Below are 12,891 nucleotides of genomic sequence, written 5' to 3'. Positions count from 1 at the left end.
ATTATTGAAGTACGAACCAAACCAAGCTTTTTGGTTCCGCTCATAATGCGTTTGTTATGTTTCAAAGACACAAACCAAAAAGTTAGTTTGTCATGTGATGATGAGTAAACAGAATAACCCACAACAATATTGCACTACCGATAAAAATGAATAAACCTTTAAGGCTAAAGCTACTAATTCTATGTTTGCATACTGGGCATACGAAATATGACTTGTTCATTGCCACTTTAACTTCGAGAGGCACCATATCCGCTTTACATTTTTTACACTGAGCCATTTAAATTTGCATACCCTGATTGAAACATAACACTTGCCATAAACGCCGTAAAATAGCGGGCGACAAGGAGCGCAAGCCTGCTGTTTTGAGCCCTTTAGCTTAAGCGTTTGTTAGCTGCTGTTACACCAAGGCTAATTTGAGATCTTCAAGAAATGAAGGCAAACAAGTTTGGGCAGTTTTAAACTCTACAGCCAAATTTTGAGAATGTTCACTGTACTCTACGAAACAAGCACTGACAATTAAATGCCCTAAGTGATTAAGCTCAAATTTAAGGAAGTGATCGTTACAATTCTCTTTCAACTCAGCAGAACCTTTCATTGTAGAGTTCATAACCTCTAGGTCACTTAGAAACCTCTTAGGATTGTCAAAATAAACAGCTCCATGAAACCCAAAGCATAAAGTGACACAGTAAACTTTACCACCTATCAAATTGTAAGCTATGCCGCACGTTCAACTCTGAAACTGTAACAACCATAAGCAGCATATCTTGCAATCACAAAGCTTACCTCTTCATTGCTTAAAAACTCTTCAAGATCTGACTCTGCCTGTTCTGGTGATGTCAATTTAGCGTCTAATATACGCTCGTTTTCACTGTATGCTCTTAAAACAAACGTATGACCTAAATAATCGGTTGCAGATCCATTTGGCAATGGCAACTTGTTAACATCAAACTCCTGACTATTCGAGTTAGCCAATACAAAAATGGGACCATACTCTTTATACGGGCCTGCTTTCGTGAAAGGACAATAACTGGCCAATATTAGCTCTTCACCGGGCTTTGCGCCACGAAGCACATCTCGACATGGTTCACCGCCTTTAGCTTCCAATACTTCTACAGGTTGGTTTTGATCGTCAATACCTACATTTCTAACTTTATCTAAGAAATCCGATCTTACAGGCACAACTTTATATTTCATTTGACTCCCTCAATAACTAACATTTTTATCCACGAAAAATGTCGCATAACAATTGCGTATCCCCCGCCGCATAACAACGGCGACTCATACACATACTCTATTACTATCAACCATAACAATAACTTAATTAGATGTCACCAAATCAGAAAAGTAAACAAATAGGGCAGGCACATATTCTCTAGCATGTTGGCTTGCATGTACTCAAGTAACAGTTGGCAAGCAAACGTAATACGGATCATCCATGGCAAACTTTTGATGTGCGACTGACTTATAACGTAATCAAGTAACGGCTCAAATACACCATACTCGCTAAGCAACACAGGTACTTCAATCAATAAACCTGAATTATCTGTTTTAACTTGCGCAAGAACTTTGACTAACATGGTAACTAAACCAATTAGCTCGAATGAGTTTTAGTAGATTAGTATATGAAGTGCTATCGATATAATGAATAAAGAATTAGTTTTTAATTGGATTTATAAGGGAATTAGTATGTTTTAGTATAGTTTTGAGTATTATTAATAAGACTTACACTTCAAACAACAAAAGATGGAGTTTATAGCATAAGTTTGCATAAGGCGACCCGATTACTTCAATGACTTAGCTGTATGATTGAAGTATAACCTGGCATAAGAGTGGAGTCTAAAGTTGCAAAAAGTGACGCTTTTTAGTGTTCTTTTCAAAGTCCGCTTAGTACTAGAAGCGGACTATCAGCGTAACTCGTTACTGCCCCAAAGTGAGTTAGAGTTAAGGTCTCTATCGAGCTGTGAGTTCAACTGGTGGATGCAATGCTATCCTTAATTATGGAGAACGTTGCAATGAAACAAAGGAAACGTATTTACTACACACCTAAACAAAAAGCTTAAATATGGGGTCGCTAAAAAGCTAGGTTTTACCGCAATGTTCGCATTTCACTGGTTTAGAATTGTGTCTGTTATAGTTTAATATTACGTGCTCAAGTTCTTGAGATGTGATCCCCGTTGATTGAGATAATTTCTCAATCGCAGCTTGTTCTTCTGAAGTAATTATACCGTCCTTAAGAGCGTTCGCTACTTCACGTTCTAGAAGTTGCTTTCGCGTTCTCAGCTCATCACCGAACTTGGCAGCAAGCATAGCAGCAGGAAGAGCGACGATACCAACACCTAACAACATGATAAAAATGGATATAAATTTGCCTAAAAAAGTCACTGGTATAACATCCCCATAACCAACGGTTGTCATTGTCACTACAGACCACCAAATAGCGCTTGGAATACTATCAAAAACATCGGGTTGAGCCTCATGTTCAAGGCCGTACATAACACTGGCTGACATTATTACTAAAACACTCATTATTATAATTGCAGCACCTATACTGGGTAACTCCTTTTTGAAAACGTCTATGAATAAATGAAGCCCTTTGAAATAGTGTGTTAGTTTCAATAGTCGGATCATTCTTAGCATACGCAGATATCTTAGATCTATTGCAAATATGAATGATAAATAAAAAGGGGCTATTGCTAACAGATCAATCAGTGACACCGGGCTTAATAAATACTTAACCCTTGATTTTGTTGGTCCAGAACACTCACTGAGCGGTGACTCAACAGAAACCCATATTCTCGCGAAATACTCCAGCGTAAACACAACAACAGAAAAAATGTTAAACAAGAGAAACTCTTGATGATACATTTCTCCTATTGGTTTATAAGATTCAAGAATGATGGCACTTACGTTTAAAATGATGAGCAACACGATAAAGCCGCTAAATAATCGGCTAGTACTTGAACCATCGAACCCATGTTCAAGGATATCATATACCTTTTTTCTAGTTGTAAGTGCCTTGTCCATCAATTATTCCCGCTAATCATTGAGTTAACCGTTAGTGCGCAATTCTTAGGCATTATCCTGTTCTTCTTTGGAAAAGGTGATGTATGCTCTTGTTACCGGAATTGCTATTTGAGAGATTAAAGCTGTACCCCATAAAAGGTTACCTACTAGAGCTGGCACGTAGGGTAGGACCAATAATGTTACTAAAGCTAAAACAACACCAAACATTCGTACTTTTGCGGTAGCAAATCGATGGGCAATGCGTTCTTCGATATTAAATTGAATCCAAAGTAGACAGAGTAAATATGAGGCAAGTCCGATACAACCTATGGCGCCATATTTGAGCGGGTATGGGTCCCAAAATCCTACTTTTACTTCACCAGCCAGCGCAACACCCACCATCACAGCAGACAGCATTAGAAACAAATGCGCTAACCACCAGCTAACTAGCGTCCACTTTCTTTGATTTTTAGGTTTTCCATTGCCTACAAAATCGAAATAAATCCAGCATTGAACAAATACCGCTATACCTCCAAACATAAAGTTAAACAGTACCTCTGGAGTGACTTTATAAACGCCTTTTTCGGAAAGAGTGATCACGAGTTTAAAGAACCCTTCGCCAACAACAATGAGAAGTAGTAGAGCAAAACGCTCAGACATGTGCCCTAGTCTAGGTAAAAATCGTTTGCATTCTAAAACCCCAACTTTTGGAAGCATATACAGGAGTTGGATCGAAAGTATGGCAAGTGCAAATACCGCAAAATTATATGGTTCAGGTAGAAAAGCACTTATTGCGAATACGATAGCAAGAACAAAGAAGTTGCGGCTTACTGTTTGTGAAAGCACTGTTGCTTCAACACCAAGCCTATTTGTTCTGTGATACAAATAGGCGGTGATCATTCTATTGGCGGCATAAGCAAGGGCAAAATACATCCAGCCCTTATCTAAAACATGTGGAATCGACGCAGCCATCACCATTGCGCTTACAATTTGGCAAGACATAATGAGTCTATGTTTTACGTCAGTGCTGACATACAGCGAGTTATATACGCTAGAGTCTGCCCAGGCGAACCACACAGCGATAAATAGTCCCGCAAACGCTATGAAACCATCCACACTCAAGTGGTCACTTAAAAAGTTTCCAAGTAAGAAAATTATGACCACATGGATCAGATCATAAAATAGCTCAACCCAATGCACATGGTCATGGGCATCATCATGATCTAAGTGGTGCTTTGGCAATCGCCACATCGGATGATTTTCTAGTGACATACTATTTCTCCGGCTTTTCCCATGCGTAAGGCTTCATAGCATCGTCCACTTTTGTATGCGTTAATGCGTTTGTGAAGTTTGAGATTAGTTTTGATGCCAGTCCGGTGAGCACTTCCAAAGCTTGGCGCTTAGTATATCCAGCATTCAAAAACTCATTTAACTTAGCGTCACCAATGTGACCTCGGTTGTCTAATAAGGCTTTTGTGAAATTATGAAGCGCTTGAAGTTTTGCGTCTGGTAGAACAGTGCCATTTCTCAAAGCTTCAATAACATCATCTGGCATTTTAGATGACTTCATCATCCATGTATGGCCCGGAACACAATAGTGGCAATTATTCTCAAAGTTTGACGTCATGAAAACAACTTGTTGCTCAACTGGGCTAAACGTTGTTTCTTTCATGAAGCTTGTAAAGGTTTGGTTATACGCTTTATATGTTGCTGGCGCTTCAGCTAAAATTTTGTGAAGGTTTGGGATCATGCCAAAACCTGCTAAAGATTGCTCCATTAGTAGTTTCGACTCTTCTGGAGCCGTATCCGGTTCATAATAAGTAAACATGATAAGTTGTCTCTATTTTAAATATTGATTAAGTACATTTTCAAAGGTTGCGACTTCTTGCGCACCTGATAGTGCTTTTTCACTGTTAAAAATAAATAATGGCACGCCATGTATTCCATTTCGATGCCAGTGCGCTTCGCTTAACTTCACTTCTTCAGTACATGAGTTATTAGCTAATACTGACTGTGCTTGCTCGGTATTCAAGCCAACTTTACCCACGATATGAATAAGTTCTGGCTCTGTAAAAGTACCTCTATTACTAAAGAAATGCTCAAAAAATGCCTCTGCTAATTGGTTTTGAAAATCACTTTCTTTGGCCCAGTGAAGCAGTTGATGACATTGATGTGTATTAAGCATTTTCATTTCATCAAAGTAGTTAAACTTGAAGCCGACTTTTCTTCCTTCTTCAGTCAACATGGCTCTGGCTCTAATGCTGCCCTCTAATGTAGTACCATACTTTTTCGACAAATGTTGTCTTAGGTTTTCACCTTCTTTTGGCATATTGGGATTAAGCTCGTAGGGGTGCCAAACAATATTAATGTCGAATTTAGTATAAAAATTGGCTAATGCCGCTTTTAAGCGACCATAGCCAATTACACACCAAGGACAAACCACATCAGAAACGATATCAATGTTAATTTGTGTCTTTGACATCATTTTCTCTTTTCAACGATAATTGCAGTGATAGTTGTGTCACCAACATTTTTAACTTGGTGCTCCCATTGGTCATGCCACATTACATAGCCATTCGGGATCTCCAAAGTCATGTCTTTCTCACTGGTTGTTATCTTCGCCTTACCACCTTTTTCGAAGTAAACAGTCTCAGCATTGTGTTTATGCCAATTATCCTGTTCCCCTGGTTTTAGTGTCATCTTGAGCACGATGACTTCTTCATTCTCAAGCAGTAGTTTGTAATGTTTTGGTGATGCTATGTGCGCAGACTCGATTTTCGAGTCTTCAGCAAGCGCATTGCCAAATAATTGGGCTGAAAAGACACCAGCTAATACAACCTTTTTCATTTGAACTCCTATTTATGCATACCACGAATAGGATAGTTGTTTGCAGGATTTCTTATCCAATCTAAGCCACTAATCAATGACTGAAGTTCAGGTCTTACAAATGGATTGTTTGAAATGTCCACTACGTGAACTTTACCTTCATCATTGACGACGAATAGACCCGGCTCAGCAAAAGGATGATCCGTTTCTTCAGGCGATCTAGGATTTGATATATACAACCCAAGCTCTTCCATCTGTTCAACAGTGAGGCCATATGCGATAGGGAAAGTTACATTAAGTCTTTCCATATGACTTTCTAGTTGTTCTTTACTGTCACCTGAAACGGCGATCAAATCTACGCCTGTTTGAGCAAGAAGGTCTTTCGCATTTTCTAACTGGTTTAAGTAGCGGGTACAAAGCGGGCAATGTTGACCTCTGTAAACTACAACCATTTTCCAATCCAAACCATTTTCAGGAGTAGACAATTTTTTAATATTATCATTTAGTAGTTTTGCTTCGATTACAGGAAAATCAGCTCCTGCGTGCAATTTAGTCGTATATTCAACGCTCATGATTGTTCCTTAAAAGTGCTTGTTAATGTGTGCTTCAAAACGTTTTAAGTCATTTTCAACATCGGCATTTTTCATCACGTCAAAGCATGCAAATGTTTCCATTGGCTTCATACCAAAGAACTTGAAGTTCATATGCATAGGGAACAGAAGATCATCAACAGATTTGCCATCAAAGAACTCAGTTTCGTCATTAAATGACTCTTCTGGCGCATTGAAAGTCAATGACATCATGTATTTCGTATTCATTAGTGTGCCACCCATACCATAGTTTTCTTTAGGTGAGTCATGGTGGCGACCGTCACCATGACATAAAGCACCGCCCATTCCTGCTGTATACACTTCATCCATATATTTTTTAAAAGACCAAGTAACCCCCATCCAATTAATTGGTGATTGGAAAATAACGAAATCCGCCCACTGATGGTTCTCTAGTTCTTTTTCAACATCTATCGTTTCAGACATTGTTACTATGCGCGTATTGTGACCTTTTGCGTTCAATAAGCTTGCAGCTTTATCTACTAAGGTACTGTTAAGCTTACCTTCAGAAAAAGGGTAATACTGATGACCATTGATGATTAAAATATTGCTCATTTGTGTTTACTCCAAAATTAAAATTTATTTTGTACGGTTATTTATGGTATATTTTAGGTACCTTTTAACAACAATCAATTAGTATACTTTTAGTAACCTAGGCTAAATAAGAGGGGTTTCGTGGAAAGTTCATTAAAAACAGATAGTAAGGGAAGAAAAAAAGTTTATAACGCATGTATGGAGCCTTGTGCGATAGAAAAAGGCATGCGTTTAATCGGCGGTAAATGGAAGGGTTCAATTATCTACCATTTGAAAGATGAGCCTGTCAGATTCAATGATTTATCTAGAATGTTAGGTGGGGCTACTAAAAAAATGGTCGATCAACGCTTAAAAGAATTAGAAGAAGAAGGGATGGTCATTAGAAAAGTAATTAGTGATAGACCGATAGCGGTGACATATGAGCTGACAGATTTTGGCCGTTCTGCACTAAAAATATTAGATGACCTTAAAGTTTGGTCAGAAACACACAATATCGAAATATCTAAATAAATTTCTACAAAACCTGCTCTATTTTAACCCATCGTCTTTCATTAAAGTAATTCTGTACACAGAAGTTTTCTGAATAATTTTTGAAAGCTTCTGGATGTTTTTTTGTTAACTACTTCATACCGCTCATAACTTATTTAAGCAAATATATGGCGTGTGAAAACGTTATCTTTTAAATATTAAAAACATTCTTAAGGTTGTAAAAAAGTCCCTGTAAATTCTGTGGCTTTTGAATTGGACTCTGCCTATTCGGCAGGTCACTGAGTTTTTGCCTTCTTTGAATTCATATTCAAACCCTAACGGTTGCGCTTCAAAGGTTTTTATTTCACGAGAGTATTCAAAGTGAAAGCACGCATCGAACTCTAAGGATGATTCAACTAAGCAAGTAGCTTTGTTCTTTTGACTTGTGAACTTGTAGAGGTTTTTTTACTCTGGAGCGACTGATTTTGTGCCTCATCACAACCATCAGCGAATATGCGAGATGTTCTAAAAGTAGGTTATGCAGGGTTATAATTCAATTTTTATACGGGGTTTTACTAAAAATTTTCAGACTTACACTTCAAACAACAAAATAGGAAAGTTGGGTGGTAGTCTTACCAGCCACATCCCGGCACACAAGTCATCCGCTGTGGCTGCTTCCTTCCGGACCTGACCAGGTTCACGAACTATTGTTGCGAGAGGACCAATAAGACTACCATTGAGGGCCTTGTTTGGCGCGGGATGAATTATGGCGATTTTCTTACTGGGATGCAAGCGAAAACTAAAAAAGCTTGCTCGTTTGCTGTTTGTTTAAGCAAGTAAGCAAGCTTTTGATTATTTGAGTATTAAATTTGTACTAGTTGGCAATTGCACGCTGAAAAGCTTGTAAGCGCTTCTTCGCTTTTTTCATGTTTTCAGGACCCATACGTAAAAACAGTTTTTGTGCATCCGAAAGCTGTTCCCACTCTGCATAGGCGTACTTGTACGTCACAGATTCTTGGATAAGTGGTAAGTTTGACTCAGGAATAGGCGTTTCAAGTAGTTCACCTAAGGCTTCCTGTAGTGTGTAGTCAAACTCGTTCCCGTTATAGCCGATTTCTTCATATGCTTCGCTGATAAGTGGCTTGTATTGCTCATATAAACGAACAAGTTGGGCTGTGCTCATCGAATTAAGCATATTCACGTATGGCGTATAGCGCTCAAAGCTATTTGGATCTGTGATGATCAAATCATCTTCAATCACCATAAAGTTATCAGCTGGCTTGCTTACTGGGTAATGCTTTTTAGCCACTTTACCCTGCGCTAGGTTATCGATAAATACAACACTACGTCTCACCATGTCTTCTGTAACCAATAGCTCCATCGCTTGCTTGCTCAAGTAACTTGCCACTGAGTCACGCACACTGGTGTCACTTTCATCAAGGCTCGGCAGTACCGGTTCCACTGGCTCAACAGGTCTAGACTCTGGCTCGGTGACGGTCACAACAGGCTCTTCAATAGAGTCAGTTGTTGATTCTGGCTCGGCATTTGCCGTGATCTCTGCTTTTTTGGTTTCTTCAGCTTCTTGACGTGCGGTGTTAACTACGGTCTTAGGGGTTTCTTCAGGCACAACGACATCCTGTCGAAATTTTGTATTTTCTGCGGGTTTATTTTCTTTGTTCGCTAATACAAATACAGCCACAATGATCAAGGCCACCGCTGCGATTGCCGCAAGAAGTAACTGGCTGTTAGAAGGCTTTTTATTTGTCCTTGGTTCTGTTGAACTGTGCTCTGACATGGAGGCTCCGTAAAATTAGCTTAAAAAACTTGGCAACTAAGGAAAATGCCCTAGCAGCACCTAGTAATTAAAACACAAACTAAAAGATATCTCATCTGCGTCAACGCGCATTATCGAGAGTTTATCTCAAACTCGCATCTGTTTGCTGACAATTACATGAACGTAAGTACAAACAAGCGTCATTTCGACAAAAAGCCACATATTAATGACACATTTTTACCAAATTAAATTTGTCAAAATTGCGTAACAGGCTGATATTTATAAAAGATGTAAAATATACATTCATCCTTAATTGAGTATAGTATAAGTAAGCCTAAAGCTTTTACCTTTGTGACTAACAGCTAATTTTCGAAGGAACAAATATGAAAAAAGCACAATGTAAAATTGGCAAACCGCATATTGCGCTGTTACTCACCGGTGGCGGAGCTCGAGCGGCTTATCAAGTTGGGGTACTCAAAGCCATCGCTCTTAGCTTACCCCGCAGCGCTCCCTTGCCATTTAAAATCATCAATGGCACCTCAGCTGGCGCAATTAACTCGACGGGCCTTGCTTGCTACTCCTCCAATATGCATTTAGCCATTCGAAAAATTGAATGGATCTGGAAAAACTTTCACACCAGCATGGTGTACAAAAGTAGTTTATTTGGTGCTTTTGGACATCTGACTAATAATGTCATGCGCAGTTTTCAAGCTGACTATTTAAATCATCCACCAGCAAGTTTGCTCGATAATACGCCACTGCGCCAATTGCTCGAAGAGGTGATGGATCTGGCGCGAATTGACCGCAATATTCATCGCGGCTTTATTGATGCGTTGTCTGTAACCGTATCTAGTTATTCCAGCGGTAAGTCCGTGGCCTTTTTTCAAGCCAAAGATGCAAAACCTTGGCAAAGAGCCAAACGGGAGGGAGTTCAAACCCAGCTGAATATCGACCACCTTATGGCATCCAGTGCCATTCCTATGGTATTTCCAAGTGTACGAGTTAAACACAATTATTACGGCGATGGCTCTATTCACCAATTATCTCCACTTAGCCCTTCAATCCACTTAGGAGCAAGTAAAATATTCATTATTGGTGTTGAACAACCCAAGGTTCAAAAGCCGCTTGGCTACGAACCGCACTTCCCTGGCATGTCAGTGGTCGCAGGTCATTTGTTGGATAGTATTTTTAGTGACACTTTACAATCAGATTTGGAGCGTCTTGAACGTGTTAATCGCACCATTAGCTTACTTCCTGCAAGAGAAAAGCACAAAGAACTCAAACGCGTTGATACCTTGATTGTTAACCCATCCCATAACTTCAATGAACTAGCGCTCGACTTTTATGAAGATTTACCGATTGCGGTTAAGTTATTACTCAGAACCATCGGGGTAAAGAAGCACTCACAATCAAGTTTAACCAGTTATTTGCTATTTGAAAAAAGCTACACACAAGAGTTGATCAAAATTGGCTACGAAGATGGCCTTGCACGATTAGACGAGATAAAGGCATTTTTAGAGTTGGATTAGGGTAAACCATCTAAAATAAATTGTTCAGCACGCTCTACCCGTCTAGGCTTGCCTTTGAGTAGTAATACATCGCTTGCTTGTAAAATAATATCTTCATCCGGCATGGGGATTTCCGTACCATCACGCCTGAGTGCCTTAACGACAACTTTATGACGCACCAGTTGCAGCTCAGAGATTGTCTTTTCAACCGCGTAAGCGTCCTCAGGTAACGCCACTGCATGTAAGTATTCAAGTCTATCTGTCACAAAACTTGAATGAGAGTGACTGTGACCATATTCATTCATCTCATCACTGCTGCCAGCGAAAAAACCGTGCAAGTACTCATAGCGATTTTGTCGCTCTTTACTAACACGTTTGAAGATCCGACGCATTGGTACCCCTGACATATACAGCACATGGGATACTAACATTAAACTAGCCTCTAATGACTCAGGCACAACTTCCGTCACGCCGAGCTGCTTCAAATCCTCTAGATGTGTGTCATCTTGCATTCTTACGAGTATTTTTACTTCTGGTGCATAATGTTTAAGTGCATCGATAACAATTTGGCTTTGCTCGAAGTCATCCATGGTCACAATCACCAGCCTTGCTTTGTTAACGCATGCTGATTTTAAAATGGCTTTCTGTCCTGCGTGTCCAAAAATTACAGGCTCTCCTGCGGTTTGTGCCTCCTGCACAATTATGGGGTTACGCTCAATCGCAACATAGGGAATAGCTTCTGGTTTTAAGAAACGCGCAATTGTTTGTCCAACTCGCGCATAACCAAATATCACCACATGATCTTTAACAGATTCGTCTTTTATACCTGCGTACGTAAAATCGGGCTTGTGATCACCATCAAGCTTAAACAGCTTTAATAGTCTCTCAGTCTCACTCATCAAATAAGGTGTAAGAGCCATAGATAAAACACCAAGCGCGATTAAAAATGAGGCGGTATCTGGGGCTAACAAGTGGTGCTGTCCAGCCAGAGCAACTAACACAAAACCAAATTCCCCCATTTGCCAAAGCATAATACCAGAAGAAAGTGCGTCGCGCTTTCGCTCTCCCATTACATGCGCACTAAAATAAATAATGGCGACTTTAGCCACTAACAGAACCGCCATTGCAGCGACGATATAACCAAAGGTACTAATTACATAAGCGACATCTAGCTGCATACCCACGGTTACGAAAAATAACCCCATGAGGATGTCTCGAAACGGCCTTATCTCTGCCTCTAATTGGTGTCGGTATTGACTCTCACCTAGCATCATCCCCGCTAAAAATGCGCCTAACGCCATAGACAACCCAAATGCATACGTTAACGCGCCCGCACACAAAGCGACGACTAGCGTAGTTAATACAAAGAGCTCATCCGTTCTGGCCAGAGCCACTTCATTAAACACTTTTGGCAGGATCCACTTTCCTATTGCCCAAAGTAACAAACAGACAAATGCGCCTTTTGCCAACGCCAATATTAAGGCACCGACTAAAAACTGGTTGTCAGTACTGGCCATCAAAGGAAAGACTATCAGCATTGGCACCACTGCAATATCTTGAAAAAGCAAGACGCCTATAGATAGCTGCCCTTTGCGCATATTCAACATGCCTGACTCTTTCATGATCTTAACGACCACAGCGGTAGATGACAGAGAAACGATACAAGCAATGATCAGTGATTCAGACCAGCCAAAACCGAAAGAGGAAACCAAAAAGGTCCCAAGCAATATGGATAGCAATACTTGCGTGCTACCAAGCCCAAATACAACACTGCGCATTGCCATGAGTTTTGGGATAGAAAATTCCAACCCAAGACTAAAGAGCAAAAATACAATTCCAACTTCAGCGATTAAATGGATCTCATGGTTGTTATCCATTAGACCGTAACCTGCAGCAACTAAACCAGTTAGCAAATAGGCAAGAATGGGCGGCAGCACTACTCTTTTAAAAGACCAGACTAAGATCACAGCGCAAAGCAGCAATGCAACAACATCTGTAAAATGACCATGTATTGCGGTCATAAAGACGGTAACGATTCTATCGGAAATAAATCCGGCAAAATTTTGCTGCAAATGGCCCCCTAGGCGTCAAAGAAATGTTTTGGTTTATTTTTTGCACAATCTAACTATAGCAACCAACTGTTTTTCAGCCAGTTTAATTTTTTGGCACG

At 39.9% G+C, this 12,891-nt stretch carries 13 protein-coding genes and 1 other RNA gene; 2 read left to right on the top strand and 12 right to left on the bottom strand.

Annotated features, from left to right (window positions below):
• Positions 1-714: 714 nt before the first annotated feature.
• From QNM16_RS00715 to QNM16_RS00675, 9 genes are all read right to left on the bottom strand, one after another.
• The gene (locus QNM16_RS00715) at positions 715-1,194 is read right to left on the bottom strand and encodes a DUF1203 domain-containing protein (protein WP_284018682.1); all 480 of its coding nucleotides are present in this window, start codon (positions 1,192-1,194) and stop codon (positions 715-717) included.
• A gap of 134 nt (positions 1,195-1,328) precedes the next feature.
• Entirely contained in the window at positions 1,329-1,577 is a 249-nt protein-coding gene (locus QNM16_RS00710) for a hypothetical protein (protein WP_284018681.1), read from the bottom strand.
• Between the two features lie 502 nt (positions 1,578-2,079).
• Complete coding sequence (locus QNM16_RS00705; RefSeq protein ID WP_284018680.1) at positions 2,080-3,024, bottom strand: ion transporter; 945 nt, start codon at positions 3,022-3,024, stop codon at positions 2,080-2,082.
• Positions 3,025-3,069: 45 nt separating this feature from the next.
• A complete protein-coding gene (locus QNM16_RS00700) occupies positions 3,070-4,275 on the bottom strand; it encodes a low temperature requirement protein A (RefSeq protein ID WP_284018679.1) in 1,206 nt (401 codons plus the stop codon).
• Position 4,276: 1 nt separating this feature from the next.
• Positions 4,277-4,831, bottom strand: a complete 555-nt coding sequence (locus QNM16_RS00695) for a carboxymuconolactone decarboxylase family protein (RefSeq protein ID WP_284018678.1) — start codon at positions 4,829-4,831, stop codon at positions 4,277-4,279.
• 12 nt (positions 4,832-4,843) lie between these two features.
• Positions 4,844-5,488, bottom strand: coding sequence for a DsbA family oxidoreductase (locus tag QNM16_RS00690; protein ID WP_284018677.1), 645 nt, complete (start codon positions 5,486-5,488; stop codon positions 4,844-4,846).
• Entirely contained in the window at positions 5,485-5,850 is a 366-nt protein-coding gene (locus QNM16_RS00685) for a hypothetical protein (RefSeq protein WP_284018676.1), read from the bottom strand. The genes QNM16_RS00690 and QNM16_RS00685 overlap by 4 nt, the downstream gene beginning before the upstream one ends.
• An 8-nt stretch (positions 5,851-5,858) precedes the next feature.
• Positions 5,859-6,401, bottom strand: a complete 543-nt coding sequence (locus QNM16_RS00680; protein WP_138566649.1) for a peroxiredoxin-like family protein — start codon at positions 6,399-6,401, stop codon at positions 5,859-5,861.
• 9 nt (positions 6,402-6,410) lie between these two features.
• Positions 6,411-6,992, bottom strand: coding sequence for an NAD(P)H-dependent oxidoreductase (locus tag QNM16_RS00675; RefSeq protein WP_284018675.1), 582 nt, complete (start codon positions 6,990-6,992; stop codon positions 6,411-6,413).
• Between the two features lie 120 nt (positions 6,993-7,112).
• On the opposite strand from QNM16_RS00675, the gene QNM16_RS00670 reads away from it, so the two are divergent.
• Positions 7,113-7,481, top strand: a complete 369-nt coding sequence (locus QNM16_RS00670) for a winged helix-turn-helix transcriptional regulator (protein ID WP_138566647.1) — start codon at positions 7,113-7,115, stop codon at positions 7,479-7,481.
• A 588-nt stretch (positions 7,482-8,069) separates the two neighbouring features.
• On the opposite strand, the gene ffs is transcribed toward QNM16_RS00670, so the two are convergent.
• Positions 8,070-8,166: signal recognition particle sRNA small type (gene ffs / locus QNM16_RS00665), an RNA gene on the bottom strand.
• A 147-nt stretch (positions 8,167-8,313) separates the two neighbouring features.
• Complete coding sequence (locus QNM16_RS00660) at positions 8,314-9,234, bottom strand: DUF3014 domain-containing protein (protein ID WP_284018674.1); 921 nt, start codon at positions 9,232-9,234, stop codon at positions 8,314-8,316.
• Between the two features lie 362 nt (positions 9,235-9,596).
• Here QNM16_RS00660 and QNM16_RS00655 point away from each other — a divergent pair, with 362 nt between their 5' ends.
• Positions 9,597-10,742 (top strand): patatin-like phospholipase family protein, encoded by a 1,146-nt coding sequence (locus QNM16_RS00655; protein WP_284018673.1) that lies wholly within the window; start codon positions 9,597-9,599, stop codon positions 10,740-10,742.
• Here QNM16_RS00655 and QNM16_RS00650 read toward each other — a convergent pair.
• Entirely contained in the window at positions 10,739-12,742 is a 2,004-nt protein-coding gene (locus QNM16_RS00650; RefSeq protein WP_284019878.1) for a monovalent cation:proton antiporter family protein, read from the bottom strand. The two genes, QNM16_RS00655 and QNM16_RS00650, sit on opposite strands and share 4 nt — an antisense overlap.
• Positions 12,743-12,891 lie beyond the last annotated feature (149 nt).

The organism is Pseudoalteromonas umbrosa (genome assembly GCF_030125375.1).
GTDB lineage: Bacteria > Pseudomonadota > Gammaproteobacteria > Enterobacterales > Alteromonadaceae > Pseudoalteromonas > Pseudoalteromonas umbrosa.
This window is presented reverse-complemented; position numbering and strand designations above follow the sequence as displayed.

Coding starts and splice junctions, on each gene's coding strand:
- QNM16_RS00705 (WP_284018680.1), bottom strand. CDS start 3,024: ATGGACAAGGCACTTACAACTAGAAAAAAGGTATATGATATCCTTGAA.
- QNM16_RS00690 (WP_284018677.1), bottom strand. CDS start 5,488: ATGATGTCAAAGACACAAATTAACATTGATATCGTTTCTGATGTGGTT.
- QNM16_RS00650 (WP_284019878.1), bottom strand. CDS start 12,742: ATGACCGCAATACATGGTCATTTTACAGATGTTGTTGCATTGCTGCTT.
- QNM16_RS00710 (WP_284018681.1), bottom strand. CDS start 1,577: ATGTTAGTCAAAGTTCTTGCGCAAGTTAAAACAGATAATTCAGGTTTA.
- QNM16_RS00700 (WP_284018679.1), bottom strand. CDS start 4,275: ATGTCACTAGAAAATCATCCGATGTGGCGATTGCCAAAGCACCACTTA.
- QNM16_RS00660 (WP_284018674.1), bottom strand. CDS start 9,234: ATGTCAGAGCACAGTTCAACAGAACCAAGGACAAATAAAAAGCCTTCT.
- QNM16_RS00680 (WP_138566649.1), bottom strand. CDS start 6,401: ATGAGCGTTGAATATACGACTAAATTGCACGCAGGAGCTGATTTTCCT.
- QNM16_RS00695 (WP_284018678.1), bottom strand. CDS start 4,831: ATGTTTACTTATTATGAACCGGATACGGCTCCAGAAGAGTCGAAACTA.
- QNM16_RS00675 (WP_284018675.1), bottom strand. CDS start 6,992: ATGAGCAATATTTTAATCATCAATGGTCATCAGTATTACCCTTTTTCT.
- QNM16_RS00715 (WP_284018682.1), bottom strand. CDS start 1,194: ATGAAATATAAAGTTGTGCCTGTAAGATCGGATTTCTTAGATAAAGTT.
- QNM16_RS00655 (WP_284018673.1), top strand. CDS start 9,597: ATGAAAAAAGCACAATGTAAAATTGGCAAACCGCATATTGCGCTGTTA.
- QNM16_RS00685 (WP_284018676.1), bottom strand. CDS start 5,850: ATGAAAAAGGTTGTATTAGCTGGTGTCTTTTCAGCCCAATTATTTGGC.